Annotated in this window: 21 protein-coding genes and 1 pseudogene; 14 read left to right on the top strand and 8 right to left on the bottom strand. The window is 69.4% G+C overall.

Features of this window, described 5'->3' with window-relative positions; all coding sequences use genetic code 11:
* Window positions 1-277: 277 nt before the first annotated feature.
* A complete protein-coding gene (locus tag VSR01_RS21165) occupies window positions 278-751 on the top strand; it encodes a MobC family plasmid mobilization relaxosome protein (protein ID WP_326450748.1) in 474 nt (157 codons plus the stop codon).
* Entirely contained in the window at window positions 748-2,445 is a 1,698-nt protein-coding gene (locus tag VSR01_RS21160) for a relaxase/mobilization nuclease domain-containing protein (RefSeq protein WP_326450747.1), read from the top strand. The genes VSR01_RS21165 and VSR01_RS21160 overlap by 4 nt, the downstream gene beginning before the upstream one ends.
* Before the next feature lie 35 nt (window positions 2,446-2,480).
* Here the strand turns inward: VSR01_RS21160 and VSR01_RS21155 are convergent, their stop codons facing one another.
* The 4 genes from VSR01_RS21155 to VSR01_RS21140 form a co-directional block, all read right to left on the bottom strand.
* Window positions 2,481-2,663, bottom strand: coding sequence for a helix-turn-helix domain-containing protein (locus VSR01_RS21155; RefSeq protein ID WP_326450746.1), 183 nt, complete (start codon window positions 2,661-2,663; stop codon window positions 2,481-2,483).
* A gap of 55 nt (window positions 2,664-2,718) precedes the next feature.
* On the bottom strand, window positions 2,719-3,123 hold the full coding sequence (locus VSR01_RS21150) for an ATP-binding protein (protein WP_326450745.1): 405 nt from the start codon (window positions 3,121-3,123) through the stop codon (window positions 2,719-2,721).
* A gap of 225 nt (window positions 3,124-3,348) precedes the next feature.
* Entirely contained in the window at window positions 3,349-3,894 is a 546-nt protein-coding gene (locus VSR01_RS21145; protein ID WP_326450744.1) for a flavoprotein, read from the bottom strand.
* Complete coding sequence (locus tag VSR01_RS21140) at window positions 3,891-5,156, bottom strand: helix-turn-helix transcriptional regulator (protein ID WP_326450743.1); 1,266 nt, start codon at window positions 5,154-5,156, stop codon at window positions 3,891-3,893. Before VSR01_RS21140 ends, VSR01_RS21145 begins: the two co-directional genes overlap by 4 nt.
* A 172-nt stretch (window positions 5,157-5,328) precedes the next feature.
* Between VSR01_RS21140 and VSR01_RS21135 the strand changes: the two genes are divergently transcribed.
* The 5 genes and pseudogenes from VSR01_RS21135 to VSR01_RS21115 all read left to right on the top strand — a co-directional run bounded on the left by VSR01_RS21135 (window position 5,329) and on the right by VSR01_RS21115 (window position 9,269).
* A complete protein-coding gene (locus VSR01_RS21135) occupies window positions 5,329-6,867 on the top strand; it encodes a hypothetical protein (RefSeq protein ID WP_326450742.1) in 1,539 nt (512 codons plus the stop codon).
* A gap of 133 nt (window positions 6,868-7,000) precedes the next feature.
* On the top strand, window positions 7,001-7,354 hold the full coding sequence (locus VSR01_RS21130) for a hypothetical protein (RefSeq protein ID WP_326450741.1): 354 nt from the start codon (window positions 7,001-7,003) through the stop codon (window positions 7,352-7,354).
* A 71-nt stretch (window positions 7,355-7,425) separates the two neighbouring features.
* Window positions 7,426-8,193: pseudogene (locus tag VSR01_RS21125) on the top strand (transposase).
* 244 nt (window positions 8,194-8,437) lie between these two features.
* Entirely contained in the window at window positions 8,438-8,665 is a 228-nt protein-coding gene (locus tag VSR01_RS21120; protein WP_326450740.1) for an ATP-binding protein, read from the top strand.
* A 187-nt stretch (window positions 8,666-8,852) separates the two neighbouring features.
* Complete coding sequence (locus tag VSR01_RS21115; protein WP_442785693.1) at window positions 8,853-9,269, top strand: DUF6907 domain-containing protein; 417 nt, start codon at window positions 8,853-8,855, stop codon at window positions 9,267-9,269.
* A 1,717-nt stretch (window positions 9,270-10,986) separates the two neighbouring features.
* Here the strand turns inward: VSR01_RS21115 and VSR01_RS21110 are convergent.
* Window positions 10,987-12,333: an RHS repeat domain-containing protein gene (locus VSR01_RS21110; protein WP_326450738.1), complete on the bottom strand. Its 1,347-nt coding sequence runs from the start codon at window positions 12,331-12,333 to the stop codon at window positions 10,987-10,989.
* Window positions 12,334-12,669: 336 nt separating this feature from the next.
* On the opposite strand from VSR01_RS21110, the gene VSR01_RS21105 reads away from it, so the two are divergent.
* From VSR01_RS21105 to VSR01_RS21075, 7 genes are all read left to right on the top strand, one after another.
* Window positions 12,670-12,936: a hypothetical protein gene (locus VSR01_RS21105; RefSeq protein WP_326450737.1), complete on the top strand. Its 267-nt coding sequence runs from the start codon at window positions 12,670-12,672 to the stop codon at window positions 12,934-12,936.
* A 1,068-nt stretch (window positions 12,937-14,004) separates the two neighbouring features.
* On the top strand, window positions 14,005-14,283 hold the full coding sequence (locus VSR01_RS21100) for a type II toxin-antitoxin system Phd/YefM family antitoxin (RefSeq protein WP_326450736.1): 279 nt from the start codon (window positions 14,005-14,007) through the stop codon (window positions 14,281-14,283).
* On the top strand, window positions 14,276-14,680 hold the full coding sequence (locus tag VSR01_RS21095; RefSeq protein WP_326450735.1) for a type II toxin-antitoxin system VapC family toxin: 405 nt from the start codon (window positions 14,276-14,278) through the stop codon (window positions 14,678-14,680). The genes VSR01_RS21100 and VSR01_RS21095 overlap by 8 nt, the downstream gene beginning before the upstream one ends.
* 889 nt (window positions 14,681-15,569) lie before the next feature.
* A complete protein-coding gene (locus tag VSR01_RS21090) occupies window positions 15,570-15,803 on the top strand; it encodes a hypothetical protein (RefSeq protein ID WP_326450734.1) in 234 nt (77 codons plus the stop codon).
* Window positions 15,803-16,195: a type II toxin-antitoxin system VapC family toxin gene (locus VSR01_RS21085; RefSeq protein ID WP_326450733.1), complete on the top strand. Its 393-nt coding sequence runs from the start codon at window positions 15,803-15,805 to the stop codon at window positions 16,193-16,195. Before VSR01_RS21090 ends, VSR01_RS21085 begins: the two co-directional genes overlap by 1 nt.
* Window positions 16,196-16,694: 499 nt before the next feature.
* Complete coding sequence (locus VSR01_RS21080) at window positions 16,695-16,964, top strand: type II toxin-antitoxin system Phd/YefM family antitoxin (protein ID WP_326450732.1); 270 nt, start codon at window positions 16,695-16,697, stop codon at window positions 16,962-16,964.
* Window positions 16,954-17,412 (top strand): type II toxin-antitoxin system VapC family toxin, encoded by a 459-nt coding sequence (locus tag VSR01_RS21075; RefSeq protein WP_326450731.1) that lies wholly within the window; start codon window positions 16,954-16,956, stop codon window positions 17,410-17,412. Before VSR01_RS21080 ends, VSR01_RS21075 begins: the two co-directional genes overlap by 11 nt.
* Before the next feature lie 141 nt (window positions 17,413-17,553).
* Here VSR01_RS21075 and VSR01_RS21070 read toward each other — a convergent pair whose 3' ends face one another.
* The 3 genes from VSR01_RS21070 to VSR01_RS21060 all read right to left on the bottom strand — a co-directional run bounded on the left by VSR01_RS21070 (window position 17,554) and on the right by VSR01_RS21060 (window position 21,690).
* The gene (locus VSR01_RS21070; RefSeq protein ID WP_326450730.1) at window positions 17,554-19,209 is read right to left on the bottom strand and encodes an alpha/beta hydrolase fold domain-containing protein; all 1,656 of its coding nucleotides are present in this window, start codon (window positions 19,207-19,209) and stop codon (window positions 17,554-17,556) included.
* 246 nt (window positions 19,210-19,455) lie between these two features.
* Complete coding sequence (locus VSR01_RS21065; RefSeq protein WP_326450729.1) at window positions 19,456-20,127, bottom strand: alpha/beta fold hydrolase; 672 nt, start codon at window positions 20,125-20,127, stop codon at window positions 19,456-19,458.
* A gap of 165 nt (window positions 20,128-20,292) precedes the next feature.
* On the bottom strand, window positions 20,293-21,690 hold the full coding sequence (locus tag VSR01_RS21060) for an NtaA/DmoA family FMN-dependent monooxygenase (protein WP_326450728.1): 1,398 nt from the start codon (window positions 21,688-21,690) through the stop codon (window positions 20,293-20,295).
* Window positions 21,691-21,758 lie beyond the last annotated feature (68 nt).

Genomic DNA, 21,758 nt, shown 5'->3' with positions numbered 1-21,758 from the left:
AGGATCGGCTGCCAGGGCCTTCCCACCCGCCCGCCATGGCCGCGAGTCCCTCACGATCTCCGTCCGGCCCAACACCGCGCACCGGAACCGTTACCACCGACAACACCCGACACCGACCCAACCCCGAACGGAGACACCCCCCGTGCACGACCCGCACCACAAAGCTCCCACCCGCCCCGAACAGATACCAACCAACCCAGCCCCGGGCGGAGCAAGTTGTGCGCTGGGACACTCCCCCGTCGGGGGAGCGCCCTGCACGCGGTCCTGCGCCCCGGGGGTGGCGCAGGACACCGGGCGCCCGGGGGCGACCGGTGCGGGGTGCGGACCCGAGGGCGGCCCCGCACCAAGGGCAGCCCCGACCCGTACGCGACCGCAGCGACGCACCCGTACGCGTCAGAACAAGCAACGCGCCGCCGTCAGCGTCCGCCTCAGCACCACCGAACGCACGCACCTGAAGGCCGCCGCCGACCACACCGGCGCGAGTCTGGCCAAGTTCATGGCCCAGGCATCCCTCGCAGCCGCCCACGACATCAACCACGTCGCAGCGAACCTGCTCGACCTGCGCGGCACCATCCGCGAACTCGTCGCCGCCCGAACCGACCTGGCCCGCATCGGCAACAACGTCAACCAGATCGCCCGCGCCGTCAACTCCGGCGGCGACCCCATCGGCGCCGAGGCCGCCCTCGCCGACGTCCGCCGGGTCGCCGCCCGCCTCGAAACCGCCGCCCAGACGCTGGCTGAGCGCGCATGATCCCATCCATCCACAAGCCCGGCTCCAACACCGCCGGCGCGATCGGCTACCTCTACCGCACTGGCCGCGGCCACGAAGCCCACACCGACCCGCACCTCGTCGCCTCCCTCGACGGCCTGGCTCCCGACCCCGGCCGGAACCCCGACGCGACCTTCAAGCAACTGGCCGCCTACCTCGACCTGCCCGTCAACGCCACCGATCCGGCAGAACGCCCCGACAAACCCGTCTGGCACTGCTCAGTCCGCGCCGCCCCCGAAGACCCGATCCTGACCGACAACCAGTGGGCTGACATCGCCCGACGCATGGTCGCCGCCACCGGCATCGCGCCCGAAGGCGACGACGGTGCCTGCCGGTGGATCGCCGTCCGCCATGCCGACGACCACATCCACATCCTCGCCACCAAGGTCCGCCAGGACGGCACCAAACCCCGCGACTCCTACTCCTACAAGCGCGCCCAGGCCGAAGCCCGCCAGATCGAACTCGACTACGGGCTGCGCCGCATCACCCCCGGCGACGGCACCGCCGCCGAACGCCCCACCCGCGCCGAAACCGAGAAAGCCCTCCGCACCGGCCGCGCCCGCACACCCCGCGAACAACTCCGCACGATCGCCCGCACGGCCGTGGCCGTCGCCACCAGCCCCGAGGAATACCTACGTCTGCTGGCCCGCAGCGGAGTCCAGGTCGACGTGCTGCACCTTCCCTCCGGCGACATCCGCGGCTACAAAGTCGCCCTCGACGGCGACACCAACGCCGAAGGCCAGCCCATCTGGTTCTCAGGCTCCACCCTCGCCCCCGACTTGTCATACCCCCAGATCCGCGCCCGCCTCTCCTCTACCGAGCCCGTCCTGCCCGGCCCCCGCCGACCCAACCCCTGGCACCAGGCCACCACCGCCACCGAACGCATCCCCCACCACCTCGCCCAGAACAACGACCCGGCCGCCCAGGCACACATCACCGCCTTCGCCGAAGCCCTCGACGTACTGCCTCTCCACGCTCCCGAAGAACTCCGCCCGCAACTACGCGCAGCCGCAACAGCCTTCGAACGCGCCAGCCGCTCCCGCGTCCAAGCCGACCACCACCACGCCCGAGCACTCCGCAACGCCGTCCGTGCCCTCGCCCGACAACCCTCAACCGGCGACGGAGCCACACTGGCGATGTTCCTCGATGCAGCTCTGCTCGCCGTCATCGCGATCCAGCGCTGGCAGCAGTCCCGCCACCAGAACCAGCAGGTCGAAGCCGCGCGCCGCACCCTCACCCACCTCCAGGCCGCCTACGCCCACGCCGCCGCCGCACCGCTCGCCGCCCTCGCCCACCGCGCCCCGCCGCGGTCGGCAGCCGAACGCCACGCCGGGCGCATCCGCCAGACCCTCCCGGCCCACGCCGACCACATCCTCGACGACCCGCACTGGCCTGTCCTGGCCACCACCCTCGCGGACGCCGAATCCGCTGGCCACGACGTCCCGCGACTCCTCCGCCAAGCTGTCAACGAGCGCGCCCTCACCGACGCCCGCTCCCCCGCCCAAGTCCTCACGTGGCGCCTGCATCGCCTCACCCAGCGGCCCCCGCTCAGCCCTCAAGCACAAGCGGCCCGAGCCCGCAGCACGGTCCTTCCAACCAGGCGAACAGCGGCAGACACCGCGTCGTCTCAACCGGCTGCTCGCCGATCCGACACCGGCGACCGGCGACACCGATGACAGCTTTGGAACGCAGGTCAGTGATCACCTGCCGCTCATTGCCGCTTGCGCTCCAGAACGACCAAGGGGCAGTTCAAGGCCGCCGCGATCCTCGCCAGATTGGCCGGGGTCGCGCTGCGCCACCCGAACTCGATCTCCCCCATCAACTGCTCGCTGATGTCGACCTCACTGGCCAGCGCCCGCTTCGTCAGCCCGGCCTTCTCCCGTGCCCACGTCACCGCTTCCGGCTCCTGGTGAAGCCTCCGCGGCCGGACCCGGCTCCTCGCGGTGCGCTCAGCACTGTTCTCGGTCACCGGGACGCTCGCTGCTGGGCGTCCGAAGAAGCGGTGGGGGCCGGGTCATCGTCGGCGACGACAGCCCATACCCGCTTCCCCCGCCATCACGCTCGCTCACGCCCCACCGCGAGCCGGTGAGCTCGTCCACGAGAAGAAGCCCGCGTCCGCATTCCTCATCCGCGGTCGCCTTCCGGAGCTCCGGCCAGTTTTCGTTGGCGTCGTGCACCTCGATGCGCACACCACCGAGCGCCCGCTCGTAACGCGTATCGATCTGGCGCCTACGAGGAGGGAACGCGTGCCGGACCGCGTTACCGAAGAGTTCCGAAAGGACCAGCTCAGCGGTCTCCGCGAGCCGACTCAGACCCCAGGCTTCCAGTTGCTGCCGCAATTCCTGCCGGGCCACGCCCGCGCACCGGGCGCTTCGCGGCCACCGCCTCATCAGGACCGGGGCCTCGTCACCGCTTCCCGAATATGTCACCAGGTCTCTCCCCACTTGGTATCCATCGACGTGTCTCAGGAAGACCAAAGCGGTGAAGCCGTACCGCGGGCCACGCGTCATGCACACAGGGCTGCTGCCCATGCACGCTGTGCATAAGCTGCGCGGAGCGAGCGGTCCCTGCCCCGGAGGTCAGTCCCCAACGTCCACGCTGGGAGCGAGCAATTCCAGTGCCTCGACCCATCGGAACCGGTCCGCGCCTCCGCCCGACTTCGGCGGATGCGGTTCGTAACCGCTGATCAGAACACCCATCGTGCGCAGTCGCGCCAGGCTCTCGGCATACGCCGGATGGGCGGCCATCGCGCTGTTCACGTACGGCAGCACGGCAGTGGGGATGCCCATCCCGTATGCCTCGCAGAGGATGCCGAGCGCAAGCGTGTCGGAGATACCGGCTGCCCACTTGTTGATCGTGTTGTAGGTCGCCGGCGCCACCGCGATCGCATCGGCCGGCGGCAGCGGGCGCACGTCACCGGGCTTACGCCACGCCGACCGCACCGGGTATCCGGTCTGCGCCTCGACCGCCGCCTGGTCGATGAAGCCGAGCCCGAGCGGTGTGGCGACGACGCCCACGCCCCAGCCCCGGTCCTGTGCTGCCGAGATCAGCGTGCCCACGTCCGGTGCCACACCGGCAGCGCACACGACGACGTACAGGAACGGACTCTTCGGCGAATCGCTCACGCGGGCACTCCCAACCGACGGGCGAAGTGATGCAGTTCCGGCAGAGTACGACGGCGGTCGCGCGCAGCCATGTCGGCCACCAGCTCCCGTACGGCGGGGCGGCGTACGTCCTGGGCGGCGCAGCTCTCCGCGATGCGCAGCGCCTGGTAACCGTCGGCGAGGCGGCCCTGCTGGCTGTACGCGCGGGCAGCGTCCGTCCACAGCGCGGCCCGGCGCTCCGGGACCGGAATGTGGCGGCGCATGAGCGGCCGCGCCGCCTGGAGCGCCAACCCCGCGTCGCCCAGGAGAACGGACGCGTTCACCGCGTGCAGTTCGACGTTGATCGAGCTGAAGTTGGACCACCTGTCGGGCTCGCTGCCGGGCATCACCTTGGCGACCTCACGCGCCTCGGTGAGGAAGTCCTGTACGGAGCCGCGGTCACCGCCAAGGCCGGCAGCCGTCACTCCCCGCAGAAGCAGCATTCCGAGGACAGCAAGGTGCCGGGGAGACCGCCGGTCGTACGAGCCGGACATCTGTTCCACGGTGTGCCGGACCAAAGTGACCGCCTGGCCGGCGTGCTGCTCCCTGGCCAGCAGGTGGGCGTGCAGACGGACGCTGGATGCCAGCACGACCGGGTCGCCTGACCGCTCGGCCTCTGCCATGGCACGGCCCACTGCGAGCCACGCGTGGCCGTGATCGCCGTGCTTGAGGAGAAGGCTCGCGGTGGTCTGGTAGGCGGCGGCCAGCATGCCGGTCGCTTCCGACGAGCTGGCGGCGGCGCAGCGGAGGTCACCGATGAGAGCCGGCAGTTGGAGTTCGAGGCGGGCGTAGTCACAGGCGAGGAACAGCGCCCGCGACCTCCTCATCCTGCCGGCCAGCTCGGGTAGACCCTCGTCGTTGCCGCTTGCCGTCGGCGCAACACCGGGCAGGAGCGACTGGACGAGTTCCCCGTACGGGATCGCTGACGGTGGAGGTACGGCGAGCGTGGCGACACCTGCGGCAAGGAATGTGCGACGGTGCATGTCCTCTGTGGTCTCTCGATCAGCGTTGCCAGCGATGGGAGCAGTCGCCACGCCCAGCATCTCCAGAGGGATACGGAGCTCCATGGCGACGGCACGCAGCACGCGTAAATCCTCCGTGCCTCTGCCTTGTTCGAGTCGGCTGACCTTTGACTGGTGGTATCCCAGCGCGGTCGCGACATCGGCCTGGGAACGTCTCGCGAGCACACGCGCATGCCGGATGATCTCGCCGGTCTTCTTCGCTTCGTCCTGCTCTGCGGCCATACGCGCGGCTCCCTCCGCCGTCGCCGATCCTGCCCGTTGAGCAGATCTCGGGAACACCTCGCCCACCTCCCATGCGGGATCTGCATAGCCCATGCAGCACCGGCAGGTCAGGTGGAGTGGCAGGCCCGATCGACGGTTTCGTGGTGAGCCATACCCATCCTGGAGGTCCCGCATGGAACCGCAGCGCCTCAATCCCCGGGGCACCGCGCGGACCACGGCCGCTGAAGTCATCGCCATCCGCCCTGGTCCGCCGCTCACCGGTACAGCGACCGTCGACGGCTCGAAGAACGCCGCCTTGCCGCTGCTGGCTGCCGCGGCCGTGCTCCGCTCGCCTGTACGTCTGAGCAATCTCCCCGACAGCACGGACGTGCACGTCATGATCGCGCTTCTCCGAGAGATCACTTCCTGCGTCCCGGCCGTCACCGCGCTTCAGGCAGCACTAGGCCAGGCATCCTCCGTAGCATTGCGCAGCGAAGCAGAGGACCTCATGGCCGAGGCAGCCGAGATCTGGACACGCACCACCCAAGCACCGCCATCAGCCCTGGGCCACGCCCGGTCCATCCTGTTGTCACTGAAAGGCACCCCGCGTCCTGAGCCGACGGATCAGAACGCGGGCTACACCATGTCCATCCCGCAAGGCCCGCGCACCGAGGCAGCCCGTGGACTCGGGCAGCTATGCCTAGCGCCCGACCACTACACCACGCAGGTAGGAGAGGCGATCCTCGAGCTCGCTGCGGACCCTGTCGGACAGATCCGGCACACCACCGCCAAAACAGCACCATTCGTCGCACGCAGCGACCCGGACACAGCCTGGAAGCTCCTCGAACTGCTCGCCCAGCAGGAATCGGACGACGCCGTCCTGAGCGCGACAGTCGAGGCCGCGGGCTTGCGCATGGGCGACCGACACCGAGGCACACGGCTCATCGCCCACATTGCGGCTCGCGTGAACCCAAGCGAAACTCCCGAGTCCGCGACCTCCACCTGCGCGACCGTTGCCGCACTTCTCTGGGTCTATGACGCCATGCCAGAAGCCAGAACGCTACTCGATCAGATGATCGGCAACTGGCCCGGGCAAAGCACCTGGTCAAGCTCCCTCCACATACTCCGCTCTCAAGAGGCTCTCACCCACAATGACCCCGCCATCCGCAAGCGCGCCCTAGATTTCATGCACGAGCTCGCCGAGCCGACACTCCGCTCGGCACAAGAAGCGATCAGGCGCGCAGACCAGCTCACCGACAGCGAGAAAAAGCAGCTGAAAGCCGAACTGCAACTGCTCGACGCCATCGCCTTCCAGCTCTACTCCGGCAGCGGAGCCATCGACCGGGAAGCCACACCCCTCACATCGGACCAAGTCAGGCTCGTCGACGAAGCCGACCCAGTGATCCAGATCCTGGCGCAGGTCCCGGCTGCACCCGTCACCCACCACCTGGTCGAGATCTACGAATACGTCACCGACCACCGCCCACAAAAAGCTCTCCTGACGATCCGCGACATCATCAAAAAGGCCGGCACACAAGACGGATACACCATGGACCCGATGGGCCTGGGAACCTGCGTAAAGTTTGTGGAACGCATCCTCGCCGACCACAGAAGCATCCTGCACACACCGGAGAACCTCACCGCCCTGCGGGAAATCTGCGACGTCTTCATCGACGCCGGACGGCCCCAAGCCCACCAACTCGTCTTCGGAATCGAGCAGATCTTCCGCTAGGCGCTGTCCCGTAACTGTTGGTCGCGGAGCTGCCGAGGCGACGGAAACTGCGTGGCTACTGAGTTCGCGGTGCCGGTATCGTCCGGTCTCTCGACCCGCCATACCAGCGGCCTATGTCCAGAGAGCGATGCCCATGACCAGCCGGCAAGCAACGACGACCCTGTGGCGCCCCACCGGCCCCAAAAAGCTGGATCTGGTTCGGGAGCTGGACTGGCGTGCGTGGCCGCCCCGGCTGCCCGAGCAGCCGATCTTCTACCCGGTCCTGAACGAGGACTACGCGATCAGGATCGCCCGGGACTGGAACGTGAGGCACGACGACGCAGGCTTCGTCACTCGTTTCGAGGTCGAGTCGGAGTTCTTGAGCCGGTATCCCGTCCAGCAGGCTGGCGGGCAGACGATCCTTGAGCTCTGGGTTCCGGCCGAGGAGCTGGACGACTTCAATGCCCACATCGTCGGCGAAATCCAGGTGGTCCACGAGTTCCGCTGAGGCCGGGAGGGGTGCTGGGGAGGCACGCCGGGCTGGTGCGATGATCCCGGCGTGGCTGGTGTGATCACGGCGTGGCTGGTGTGATCACGGCGTCGGAGCCGTCCTGGATAGCCCCGTTCACCGGGCTGAGTCCGCGTGCCTTCGGGAAGCTGGTGACTGTGCTGCGGCGCGACGGTGCGGACGTGGTCCGCAAGGGTCGGCCATGGGGCCTGTCCTTGGAGGACCGGGCGCTGCTGGTCGCGGCGTACTGACGCACTAACTTGACATTGCGCCAGCTCGCGCCGCTTTTCGGGGTGTCGAAGTCCGCGGCGGACCGTGTGATCGACCATCTCGGTCCCATGCTCGCGCTCCAGCCCCGCAAGCGGTTCGCCAAGGACGCCGTGCTCATCGTGGACGGCACCCTGGTGCCCACTCGCGACCATACCGTCGCCGAGCAGTCGAAGAACTACCGCTACTTTACGAACCACCAGGTTGTCATCGACGCCGACACCCGGCTCATCGTCGTGGTCGGCCGACCGCTTCCCGGCAACCGCAATGACTGCAAAGCCTGGGAGGAGTCCGGGGCCAAGGCCGCCGTCGGCAACACCATGACGATCGCCGACGGTGGCTACCCGGGCACTGGCCTCGTGATGCCTCACCGCCGCCGTAAGGGCGAGGAACTGCCCGACTGGAAGCAAGAACACAACAAGTTCCACAAACAGGTCCGGGCCCGCGTCGAGCACACCTTCGCCCGCATGAAGACCTGGAAGATCCTCCGCGACTGCCGCCTCAAAGGCGACGGAGTCCACCACGCCATGCGCGGCGTCGCCCGCCTGCACAACCTCGCTGTCGCCGGATAAACGAGCGGGACACACGGCGGCCAAGCACGCCCGAGGTGATCCAAAGATCATTTACGGGACAGCCCCTAGATGAAATTTCTACCGGTAGCGCAAAGTCTGCATTCGGCGACGGGGCTCATGGACCTCGACGTGATCAGGCGGTACTCCGACCGGCTCTTCGGCCGGAGTACCGAACACCTCGAGCAGCGGGGACGGCGCGGCCGGTTCGGCGGAGGCGGCCGGCGGCGGGGCAGCCGGGGCTGCCGTGACGTTCCACGTCAGCGTGGCCGTGTCCGCCGCGGTGGTGTCGATCTCGGTGACCGACTCCGGGGGCACGAAGACCGCGCCGATCGTCGAGCACCCCGGCGCGGACGACATCCACGGCCGGGGGCTGGCGATGGTCGCCGCGCTCGCGCACCACGTCGAGACGCGCGGCGACCGGCACGGGCGCACCGTGACCGCGCACCTCACGCCCGGGCGGGGCGTTTCATGATCCGCGACGGGCGGGGCGGTACGGGGGCGGGATCGACGCTGGGCTCGGCGCCCCGCGGGATGTCCGGCGCGGTGCCTGGCGCGGCGCCTGCTCCTACGGCCTCATCCTTCCGCTTCCGGGGTTGCCCACAGCCTGTGGACGATCGCCCGCATCCAACACGCCCTGACCCACCCGGTCCACGTGGAGCATCACCACGACCAACGGCTACACCACCACCGGCCACCTCCCGGCCTGGGCCGAGGACGACCCGAGCACCACCGGCATCCCGCCGCAGCACCTCGGCACCGAGCTGGCCGGCATCAACCACCACCAGCCGTTCCCCGGCCAGAGCGTGACCGTCTCCGTCACCGACGACGACCCCGGCATCGGCGCCGTCATCCTCTGCGGAAGCATCGACTGCGCCCCCTACAGCGAAGACCCGGCCTCGCGACAGCCGGTCGTCAACCTCCAGCTCATCGACGACTACTGGTTCCTCAACCTGGACCCCGAGCAGCTCGCCACCCTCGCCACCCAACTCCGCGCCCAGGCCGACCACCTCGACCACACCGTCCGCCCCGCCCTGACCGCCGCCCGCCAGGACTGGACCAACCGCCACACCGCCTAACCACCCACCACAACCAGGGCCCCGGCCACCCCAACCCCCACACCGACCGGGGCCCACCCTTGCCCCGACTCACACGCAGCCCCACCCAGCAGCGAGTAACAACCCTCTCTACGAGTTCAAGGCACCCGGCGTCGCTGCCGCTCCGCCGGGCGCGCGTCCGGCGCCCGGCCGCGCCGTCGCTCCTGTCTCCGCCCCGCTCGGCCCGGCCGGCACCGCGCGCGCCCGCACCGGGGAAGCCGCCGGCATGAGGTGATACCGCACAGTCGAGGTCAAGACGATGCCTCCGGCAGGGGGGCACTCCGGCTCCGAGATGAACCAGGCCCGGCCGGCGACCGCACGTTCGTCGTGGTGGGGTGCGGGAGCTCCCATCCCGCCTGCCGTCGACCCGGGCAAGCCGAGCAGTCATGGCTCAGGGCGTCAAGGTCGTTCGTACAGTGGCGCGCTCCACCTTGACGCCCTGAGCCACGCCCGCTCCACAAGAGTGCGGGCCGACGGCAGACGGGATGGGAGGAGGGGTGGGGCAAAGGGAGTAAGCCAGAACGACGTCAGGAAAGGTTGTCCTACTCTGCGTAGAGTCAACGTGTCTCAGATGAAGGTGCAAGTTCCGCGGTTTCCTATTGGCGCCACGATGCGGATAGCTCTGCGTCCCGACGACCACGTCCGCCCTTGTGAGGCGGAGCCCTCGGGGCACGCGGGCGGTATATGATGAGGCCATGAGGGTCTTGGGCGAACCCGCAACGGCACCACGGATGCTGTTGCTCAACGAGGTGCGGTTCGATCCTGACTGGATCTTCCGGCTTGACCAACCACTGTTCCTCATGCCGGGAGATCAGGTGTGGATGGACGGAGATAGTCTCGGTCTCCGACGAGCCACAGGCCAGGCGGATCACCCAGCCGGCGACGTTGAACCATGGTGCTGGCGCTGGCGGCTCGTATGACGACCGTGCCCGAAGCGTGCCCGCTAGGGCAGTGAACCGCGGTCAATCAGGGGCGCTGATAGCCCTCGTCAGAGTCCCGAACAGCCACCGTTCTCGCAGGTCAGCGTCAGCATAGCAAGCCCGGAGCCCCGTGATTCCCAAGCTCAGAGCGCGGGTTCGATTCCCGTCATCCGCTCCATAAAGAAAGCCCCAGGTCATGGACTTGGGGCTTTGCCATTTCCTGGACCGATTCAGAGGTAGCGTGCCACTCGCACACCTCACCAGACGGTCAGTGGACCGAATATCAGCTAGGGACGGCCGTGAAGAGCGGAACGCACTTTTAGTGACCTGCAACGCGAGGTACAACGGTGCGCCGTCACACGCGGTATACGGCCGCGCCACGCTGCGGACGCGAACCCGCAGGCAAGTCCGTTGGTCGGCGCTCAGATCGCGACACGCACAGCACAGCGCCTGGCCGGCGATGCCCACGCGGAGCGTTGCCGCCCCCTGACCGCCGCGCATGAAAACCTCGCCCGCGCCGTGGCCCGGGACCACCTGCGAGCCACCGATCGTACTCTCGGCGAGGACCAACTCACCCAACCCATGACCCCGCTGCGCGCGCCCAGCCATGGTCGTACTGACCAGAAGTCTCCGCAACTCGACCGGACGATCACGTCGCTTCGCTCCTAGCGCCTTACCTTTCCGGCCTTTGCCGAACGACGCAGAAAATGTGACCCGGAAATCAACCCCTTGATCCCTCGCGAGTTGCGCTTTATGCCCTTCGATGGATTTCCACCGTTCTACGCCACCGCGGCGCGAAGGGAGGTCTTCCCAGAATCGCCCGGCTTTCGCCTCGTACCAAGTTCCACGCCCCGTGTCGGGATCAACGAAAGCGCCATCATACTCACGGCCTCCTTCTTTGTAATTTTCCCCTCCACCCAATTTATCGTGCAGATAGCTCTAGTATGCTTTTCCATTCTTCTCTGCGCTAGAGCCACCCGAGCCGTGAGCTTCACTGCCGCCAGTGGTGCGCCGGCGATGCAGCCTATGCCGGTCAGGCACGCTGCGGCACCGGCCTCCGCGCCCGTTTCGCCCGCGTACATGAGTAGGAGGCTGCCTGCTGTTTCCGCCGAGCCGATCCAGACCCGCGGGGTCGTGACAACCGCTTCGGTGTACGACCTCACAGTGTCGGCGCTGCTACCGATGGTGTGGCCGACCTTGCTGGCATGGGAGGTCACCCAGTTCCCGAACCCGTGGCCGTGGTGACCCTTGGAGTGGGAGCTCCTGCCGGGAGCCGAGTTGTTGTTGTCGTTGCCCGTGCTGGGGCCATGCGCCAGACCGTCCGAGCTGCAGAACGGCGGGCAGTCACTGGCAGGGTGACCCCCGACATTGCAGTCGTCCAGACGTCCGCAGTCGCCACCGCCGTCCAGCATCAGACCCGATGGGTCGGCAGCGTCGACCGGCGTGTTGTCGGCGTAGGCGTAGCCGTTCAGCGACTGGACGTTGGCGGTGTCGAGGACGGGGTCCACGCTCAGGAAGCGGCCCAGGGCCGGGTCGTACTCGCGGGCGCCGAGGTTGGTCAGGCCCGTCGTGGGGTCGGGGGTGCCGCCGACGAAGCCCTGGTCACCGGGCCATGTCGACGGGTTGCCGCCGGCCGTGCGGTCCTGGCCGAAGGGGGTGTACGCGCGGCGGGTGACCGAGGTGTTGTCCGCGGTGATGTCCGTCAGCGCCGTACCGTGCGGGTCGGCCGCCTCGAAGGACAACCGCGTCGCGCTGCTGCCCGCCTTCGCCGTGCGGACCGCGGTCGGCGCGCCCGCCACCGCGTAGTAACGGGTGTCGGACGTCGCCTTGCCGGCCAGATCCAGCGTGAGCTGGTCCGCACCCAGGAAGAGCGTGCTCGTGCCGTCGTCGTCCCGGGCGATGAGATTCCCGGCCGCGTCGTAGAAGTACTCCGTGATGCTCGACTTCGACCCGTCCGCGCCCGACTGCGTCGTCTTGACCAGCCGGCCGTTGTCGTCATAGGTGAACCTGGCCGCTCCTCGCTCGAACAGTCGAGCAGCGGCGCCAAGACGGACGACCTGTGGGCCTGAGCACCGGCAAGCCTGCGGTTCTACCGCGACAACACGGGCGGCGGCATCGCCGACCACGCCGGCCAGTACTACTCGTTCGACAACAGCTCGGCCTACTCGCGACCGGCCTGCGTCACGGCCCACGCCGACTGCACGGGGTACGGCAGCGACTGGTCCGCGGTCACCCAGTCCGTCGCTCCCGGCGACGGCATACCCGATCTGGTCACCAAGGAGGGCAACTACCTCTGGCTCTTCCCGGGCACGCCGCTGACCGGGCAGTTCGGCAGCCCGCAGAAGATCGGCACGGGCGGCTGGAGCGGCTAGACGGCGATCGCCCCGGGCGAGACCACGGCGACCAAGGGCCTCGCACCGCTGTGGGGACGAGAGGACTCCACCGGTGACCTCTTCCAGTTCATGCCCGCCCTCGACAGCACCGGCAAGGTCACGCTGACCAGGACCCAGATCGACAGCAACTACCCGAAGTCCTCCTACCCGCTGATCGCCAGCGTCGGCGACATCACCGGCGACGGCGTACCCGACCTGATCGCCACGACGACGACCGGCGCCCTCGTCGACCAGGTCGGCAGCGCCGCCTCCAGTACGACCGAGTTCGACGGAACGGCCGGCCTACCCGGCCGCATCGCAGCGAACGGCTGGAACCAGATCCAGAGCATCAGCTGAACGACGCCCGTCCCAGCAAACGGCTCCCGGGGCCCGGCACAGCCCGCGCCCCGGGAAACAGCCGACGGGGGCGACCTGTCACAGCCCCGGCCGCCTCGCGGAACGGCCCGCACGCAAAGCTGCGCCCGTACGCGGGTGCGCCACCCGCGCCACCCCGCGCACCTGACGCACCGGTACCCCACAGGCAGCCACAGCCAGTCACCCGGCCCGCCGGCTTGAGCAGCAGGTCAGCCGGCCACCGCACGAGCAAAGCCCCCGTGATTCCCAAGCCCAGAGCGCGGGTTCGATTCCCGTCATCCGCTCCAAAGAAAAGCCCCAGGTCATGGACTTGGGGCTTTGTCGTTGTGCGGACCAGTTCGAGGACCAGGCACCATATTCGCGCCCTTGGCCCACGAATATCCGGGGCGCGAATGCACCCGATGACCGCGACCGACCGGCCGGAACAGCGAGACGTATTTACCGTCAAGGCGTATCAAAAAGAACACGCAGGGCCTTCCCGCCCGGCACCCATGACCTTTCCGCACCCACCAGGCTCGGCCACCATTGGGTGACCATGACCTGCCCCAGACAAGCACCCCACCCCACAGCGGACCCTCACCGCAGGCGCGGGGAGCAGTCTGACTGACCTGCAGGTCTTCCACAGGGCCAGGGCGCACTGAACCAACTTCCGAGAAAGCGACAAATACCGCCTATTGCCCACCGCCGCGCCTGAACTCTCAGCGAACAAGGTACTGCCAGCACAGCCCCGACTGCCTCACGGAAGAACGCACGCAAAACTGACCTGCTGCTCAAGCTGGCAGGACGTCGGTCGGCGGGCTGGGTGTCTGACTGTGGCTGCCCGTGGGGTACCGGTGCATGACTTTGGGGCGCGAGCGCCCCGGTAATGTCGGCGTTCGCTCCGGGTCTTGGCATGTTCGCGGAGTCGGACAGTCGTCCTCCTCCTGGTCGTGGACCCGGCTCCGGATTTCGACCACGGCAGCCACCCGGCGGTCACAGCGCCCGTTTGCGCACCGACACCGCCCCAAACGACTCGTAGCACCATGAGACACGGCGCGCTACGCTCGGGCCATGAAGACCATCACCCAGCGCGAGTTCCGCAACAGATCCGCAGCCGTCATGGACGCCGTCGAAGCCGGCGAGACCTACCACATCACCCGCAACGGCACCGAGGTCGCAGAGCTGCGCCCCCTTCACCGCAGACGTCGCCTGAGCGCCGAAGAACTGGTGGAGCGGCACCGCAGACTGCCGCGCGTCGACGCCGCCCGCATGCGGCAGGAAGCGGACGAGTTCTTCGGGACCGAAGACCGCGCTGGCGAGGACGATCCCTGGCAGCGCAGCCATGGCTGACCGCCACCCGGCCGGGGTGCTCGACACCTGCACATACATCGATTTGGACGTGCTCGACCCGGAGGACCTACCAGCGGTACCCGAACTCACCGCCATCACGATGGCCGAATTGCAGCAGGGGGTCGCCATGGCCAAGGACGCTGCCGTCCGAGCTGCCCGCATGGAAAAACTGGGCGCAGCAGTCGCCGATTTCGACCCCCTCCCGTTCAACGGGGACGCAGCCGCCCGGTACGGCACGCTCGTAGCGCTTGCCATCGCCTCAGGGCGCGATCCACGTCCCCGGAGGATGGATCTCATGATCGCCGCCATCGCCTCCGTCCAGGACCTTCCTCTTTTCACCCGCAACGCCGACGACTTCAAGGGGCTGGGCAGTTCCCTGACCGTCGTCGCCGTCTGACGGACCTGCCCTGCGCGGGGTGCACCACATCCGCACCACTCACAGCGGTACATGAGGGTCAGGACGGCCCCCTTGAGTCCCAAGCTCAGAGCGCGGGTTCGATTCCCGTCATCCGCTCCAAACAAAAGCCCCGTCTCCACGAGTCGGGCTTTTCCGTTGCCTGACGACATCCAAAGGCGGCGTGCCGCATCCGCGCCATCAGCAGACGAATTCCGGCACGCGAACGCACCCGATGGCCAAAGCTGACCGGCCGGCACCGCAGCCAATTACAACAGCGAGACGCATTCTCTTCGAGGCACGTCAAGCGAGATCACCCACATCCCGGAAAAGAACACGCACAGCTTTTCCCCCAGCCCCCCCATCAACCATCCGGCGCCCCCAGGTCGCCGATAACGACGGGCCCACCCCCGCGGTCCGCAGCCAGCAGCGGACGCCGTCGCACATGCGCGGGCCACGGGCGGGACCATCCCCGCGGCCGCGGGGACCAGGCGCAGATGCGCGCGGAGCCCCGCACGTTCGGGGTCCATCCCCGCGGGCGCGGGGAGCAGGCCGCCAAGGACGTCGACCAGATCTGCGCCCCGGGTCCATCCCCGCGGGCGCGGGGAGCAGTCTGACTGACCTGCGAGTTTTCCACGGGGCCAAGCCGCGCTGAACCAACTTCCGAGAAAGCGACAAATAGGCCGTACCGTCAACCGAAGGAGATGGCACTCAGAAGGGGACCCAGCAGGACCGGCACTCACACGCAGAAGTATCGCCCGCGCCACCACGCGCACCCACGGACAGCCATCCAACGCCCAACCCGCCGAACCGGCACCCCTACGAGTCTGACCGGATGGAGGGACAGCGCCCCACGCTTGCCTTGTAAGACACATCGTCTTACGCTTGCGGTATGGCTGACACGATCACCATCCGCAGCGACTCCGAGACCGAACACGCCCTGGCCATCCTCACCACCGACGGCAGCTCGCGATCGGCCGCCATCCGCCAGGCCGTCCTCGAAACCGCCATGCGGAGAGAGCGCGCCGCCGCGATGCGACGCGCCGTCCTGCGAATGCCACTGGGCGAGCCCGACGGGACCGACGTCGCCGCAGAAATCTCCCGCGACCGCGGGGAAGAGCGCTGATGATCTACCTCGACTCAGCCGCCGTGGTCAAACTCGTCCACGCCGAGTCCGAGTCCCAAGCTCTGCGCGACTGGCTGGACGAACGCGCGGACACCGGCTGGACCAGCTCCGCCCTCGTCGAAATCGAATCCTTCCGAGCCCTGGCACGCCACGCCCCGGAAGCCGTCACACGACTCCACCCCGTCCTGGACCTCATCGACATGGTCGAACTCGACGCCAGCACCCGCATCCTCGCCCAGACCATCAGGCCCGCAACGGTCCGCAGCCTCGACGCCATCCACCTCGCCACAGCCCTGCGCATCCGCCCACGACTCACCTCCTTCATCACCTACGACAAACGACTCGCCGACGCCGCGCACACCGCCGGCCTCACCGTCGACATGCCCGCATAAGCCCACTCGTCCGACATCTCTGTGCACACCTGAGACGCACCTTCGCAGGCTTTTCGGAACCGCCCCAACGAGGTCACCTGACGCCGACCACCAAGTCCGCCCCCACGGGCCCAGGGAACAGGGCGTCGGCCCCCTCACGCTCCGTTCACCCGCCCCGTACACGAGCGTCCATCCCCGAGAGCGCGGGGGGGCGGGGAGCGGGTGAGGATCGACAAGACGACGTGCAGGCCGTGGGGCTCATACCCGCGGGTGCGGGGAGCAGTCTGACTGGCCTGTGGGTCTTCCACGGGGCCGGGGCACGCTGAACCAACTTCCGAGAAAGCGACAAATACGGCCTATTGCCCACCACGGGGCCTGAACTCTCAGCGAACAAGGTACTGCCGGGCACAACCCCGGCCGCCTCACGGAAGAACGCACGCACAACTGCGCCCGCACTCGGGTGCGCCACGCCGCGCCACGCCTTGGAGCACACCGTGGCACAAGGTGCCACCGCGCAAGAATGTCAGGTCAGCCCGAGATCACGCAGCGCGATCTGCGGAGCCGGTCCAAAGAGATCATGGACGCCGTCCAGGGCGGGCAGTCCTTCACCGTCACCCGGGACGGGCACCAGATCGGGGAGCTGATCCCGCTGCGCCGGCGTAGGCGGTTCGTTCCGCGCTCCGAATTCGCCGCCATGTCCCGCACCGCGTCGGACGTCTCGCTGGAGGCCTTCCGGGCGGACCAGGCCGCCACGGCCGAGCACGAGGCGGACGACCCCTATGCCCGCTGAGTACACGCAGGGCCTGCTCGACACCAACATCGTCATCCTGCGCAAAAGGATCGACCCCGCGGATTTGCCGACAGAGGTCGCGATCAGCGCCGTCACCCTGGCCGAGTTGTCCGCAGCGCCCCACGAAGTGCGCAGAAACGAAGAGCAGAGCAACTACGACGAGCACGCCGAACGCGGCCGCCGCCTCGACATCCTGCAGCGCGCCGAGAACGAGTTCGATCCCATCCCCTTCGACGCCGACGCCGCCCGCATCTACGGCCGGGTCTGCGCCGCCGTCATCGGCGCCGGCCGCAAACCCCGCCGCCGGGTCGCCGACCTCATGATCGCCGCCATCGCCATCGCAGATGAACTCCCCCTCTTCACCACCAACCCCGACGACTACAAGGGCCTCGACGACCTGCTCACCGTCGTCCCCGTCACCCGCCCCACCGTTTTCCACGACCGATAGCCGTAACCGCCGCACCACACACGGCGGTACGGCACGGTCAACCACGGCCGTCAACAGCACGGATCGGCCGTCCCCGGTGGCGTCCTCACCGCACGCACCCTTCGGAGACGGCGTGATGGTGCCCCCACGCGGCGGCGCGGGCTACGCGTGTTCGTGACTTCGGGTCGGCGCGGTCCAGGTGTCTCCGAATGCGAGCGGCACCACGCGGACTGTGTCGCCCAGATCGGCGGCGAGTTGGGCCGGCGCCGGGTCACCCGGCGGGTAGTGGACCGGGATCACCGTGGACACGCCGAGCCAGCGTGCGGCGATCGCGGCTTCGGCGGGGGGCAGCTCGGTCACGCGTACCGGGCCGAGTCGCATGCCGCCGATGCCCAGGACCGCGATGTCCGGCCGGTAGATCTCGCCCCAGGTGCGTACCTGCTCGGACAGTGAAAAGTCGCCCCCGCACAGGATCCGGCTCCCGGCCCGGGTGGTGACCAGGAAGCTTTGGGGCTGGTCGGCTACGAACTGTCCGCCGACGCGCATGGTCGATTCATGCTGCGCGGGCAGAGCCTTGATGGTCACGTCCCGGTAGCGGAACTCGACGCCGGAGACGGTGGCCGCGAGCCGCTCGGCCGGGATGCCGGCTCGCATCGCCGCTTGATACGTCGCGGTTCCGCTGACCAGGATCGCCTCTCCGGCCTGCGCGATCTCCACGGCCTGGCCGCGGTGGTCGTAGCCGGCGTGGGTGACCGCGATGACGTCCACGTCGGCCAGCTCGGCGGGTCGGATGTGACTTTCCGGCAGTCCGCTGTGGAATCCCTCGCTGCCGGAAGGGTAGGGATCGACCAGCAGCCGGGTGCCGTATTCGGTGGTGATCTCGTAGGACGCCCAGCCGAGTCGGCGAATGGTCAGCGGCCCTTCCGGCGTGTCGGGCGACAGGCCGCTGAGCCGCTGCGTGATGAAGGCGCCCACACGGTCGGTCAGGTCGGCGCTGGAATCGAGACCCAGCACCGGAAAGCCGTGCGGCATGCCCTGGTACACCTCCAGGGTGACGTCGACTCCGGCCGAGTCCGCCTTGCCCGCGAAACGGATCGCGTCGTCACGCAGCAGTTCGGCGTCGCCGCAGCCGATCAGCAGGGGCGGCAGGCCCTCGGCGGCGCCGGCCAGCGGCGACTGCGGGGCTCCCGCGGGATCGGCGTCGGCGAGGTACGCGTCCCGGACCTGGAGCACTTCGTCCATGCCGACGAGGTCCGTCTCGGCGTTGGCGGTCAGTGACGCGCCGCTCAGGGTGAAGTCGGTGATCGGGCACAGCGCGACCGCGCAGGCCGGCATGGGGTCGCCGGACTCGCGTAGCCGCTGTAGGGCGGACAGCGCGAGGGTGCCGCCCGCCGAGTGGCCGACCAGCGCGATCCGGTCCGCCGGAAATCCTTGGGCCAGCAGTGCGCGGTAGGCGACGAGGACGTCGTCCAGCGCGGCCGGATACGGGTGCCGCGGGGCGAGGCGGTAGTGCGTGAGCAGCACCGGGAGGCCGCTCGCCGCGGACAGCGGCCCGGCGTAGACCTCGGCGGGCTCCTCATGCTGGAACCTTCGGCCGTGCAGGTAGAGCACCACTGCGGCGCCGCTGGTTCCCGGGGCGCACACCCACTCATGGACCAGGTCCCCGATCTGCCAGCGCTCGGTGGCGAAGTCGACCGCCGACGGGCTGAGCCGGCTGAGCACCGCGGCTCCGGTGTCCGCTGTGCCCCGCAGGGCGGCGAGGACTTCGGCGACCGCTTGTACGTCCCGCCTGGTGGCGGGGTGAACTGTGCTGCGCATCGTGGGACCTTTCGTCCTGGTTCTTCACGGGCTCCCGTGCCGGGCGTCCGCCGTGCCCAAAGTCGTCCGCGGCTTCGACGTCCGCGGCTTCGCCGTCCGCGACTTCGGCGTCCGCGACTTCGCCTTCTCCGGCTCGGCCCGGCCTGTCGCCGCGCGCGGATCGGCCTGTCGCCGCGCGCGGATCGGCGTTCATGCCCCGCGCGGTCGGCGGCGCACAGGGTAGGCACCCGACCCGCCGTCCCGGGGCTATTCGCCTCGCAGGAGGATCTCAAGGAACTCCTGCGGGGCGTCCCCGCAGACGTCGTGGCCGCTGTCCAGGGTGTGGACCCGCCAGGCCGGGTCGGTGGACAGGCGGTCGCGGACGGCGGTGAAGGGGGTGCCCGCCCAGCCGGACAGATAGACGTAGTCCCGGGTGGTGACGTCGCGCAGGCCGGTGCCGTCCAGGCGGATCCGCTGGAGGAAGGAGGCCAGCGGGTGGGCGGTCACCCGCGGGTCGCGTCCGGGCGGCGGCTGGACCGCGTACCCGTTCGCCGCCGCTCCCTCCAGGAACGCGCGGCGGTACGCGTCGCTGGTCAGGTCCCAGCAGGACTGGCCGTCCTCGGGCACGTAGGCGTCGGCGTAGACCAGGCGGCGCACCACCCCGGCGGCGGCGCGGTCGGCGGCTCCGGTGATCACCATGCCGCCGTAACTGTGTCCGACCAGGACCGCGTCGCCGACCTGCTCGCAGGTGAGCAGGGCGAGCACGTCGTCGATGTGGGTGTCGAGGTTGACGTCGGCGCCGTTCAGGTGGGCCCGGTCGCCGAGTCCCGTGGGGGTGACGGTCAGCGCCCGGTGTCCGGCGGCGCGCAGCCGGTCGGCCAGGTCGGAGAAGTACCACCCGCCACGCCAGCCGCCGGGCACCAGAACGAAAGTCGTCATGCAGGCACGAACGACGTCTCGCCGGCGGTGATTCCTCCGCGGAGCACGCGCGGTTCGCGCACCCCACCGCGGTCCGCGCACACCACCGCGGTCCGCGCACACCACCGCGGTTCGCGCGCCCCGCCAGGGCTGCCCCGCCAGGGCTGCCCCGCCGGCCCGCTTCCGTCAGCGGACCGGCAGTCGGCCGGCGGTCGGCGAGCGGCCGGCGGTCGGCGAGCGGTCGGCGGTCGGCGAGCGGTCGGCGGGGGACTCCGGTGCCCGCCCGGCGCCGGCTTCGCGCGGATGCGGCAGACCGAGGTTGTCGCGGAGGGTGGGGCCCGCGTAGTCCTCCGCGACGATCTTCCGCCTGCGCAGCTCGTGCAGGAGGCCGTTGACCGCGAAGTCGTGCTGGCGCGGGTCGGCGAGGCCGCTGAGCATGACGACGTCCAGCACGCCGGCCCGGAAGCGCTCCTCCACCGCGTCGGCCAGTTGCTCGGGGGTCCCCGCGGCGGCCCAGTGGCCGGTGTCCTGCGCGGCGACGATGAGTTCCCGCAGCGTGTAGCCCTGCCGCGCGTAGGCGGTGAAGATGTCCACCCGGCCGCGCCTGCGGTTCACCGACCGGACGTCCGGCAGCAGGCTCTCCGGCAGCTTCGCGTCCAGGGGCAGTTCGGAGAGGTCGACGCCGCCGCCGAGCATGTCGGCCACCTGCGCCCGGCCGCGCTCGAAGTCGATCGCCTCGCGCCGCTCGCGCACCAGCCGCCGGGCCTCCTCCTCCGTCGCGCCGTACGTCGCGTGCAGCGAGCTGAGGATCAGCGGCAGCCCGCCGGGCCGGCCGAACTCCCGGGCCTGCGCGCGGATCGCGCGGGTGAAGTCCGCCGCGACCTCCAGCGTGGGCAGCGAGGTGAAGACCACCTCGGCGTACCGCGCGCCCAGCGCCCGGCCCGCCTCCGACTGCCCGGCCTGAAGCTGCACCGGGCGGCCCTGCGGCAGCGGCGGGATGTTGAGCGGGCCGGCCACCGAGAAGTGGCGGCCGCGGTGGTCGACGGGCCGGACCCGCGCGGGGTCGAGCACCGCGGCGCCGTCGGGTCCGCGGGTCAGCGCGCCCGGCCGCCAGCTGTCCCACAGCGCGTTGACGACCTCCAGCGTCTCCGCGGCCCGCTCGTACCGCTCCTCGGGGCTGGGCAGCGCGCCGGGGCCGAAGTTCTCCTCGCCGAGCGAGGACGTCACCAGGTTCCACCCGGCGCGGCCGTTGCTGACGTGGTCGAGCGTGCCGAACTGCCGGGCCAGGTTGTACGGGTGGTGGAAGGTGCTCGACACGGTCGCGATCAGGCCGATCCGCGAGGTCACCGCGCTGAGCGCCGACACGAACACCAGCGGCTCCTGCGAGCCGATCGCCCCCTGCGCGCCGAAGCTCAACAGGTCCGCGGTGAACAGCGCGTCGATCCTGGCCGCCTCGGCGAGCGCCGCGACCCGCACGGCGGTGTCCAGGGTGGAACGTCGCGGATCGAGGGCCAGGTCGTACGTCTCCGAGACGCCGCCGGCTCCGGTCATGGTCTTCAGCGTCCTGGGGGGCTTCGCGCTCACGTGGTCGTCCCTTCCGGCCGGCGGGGTGCCGGCGGCATCACGTCGGGCGGTACGTCGGGGGGTTCCTC

This window comes from Actinacidiphila sp. DG2A-62, assembly GCF_035825295.1.
Classification (GTDB): Bacteria; Actinomycetota; Actinomycetes; order Streptomycetales; family Streptomycetaceae; genus Actinacidiphila.
This window is presented reverse-complemented; position numbering and strand designations above follow the sequence as displayed.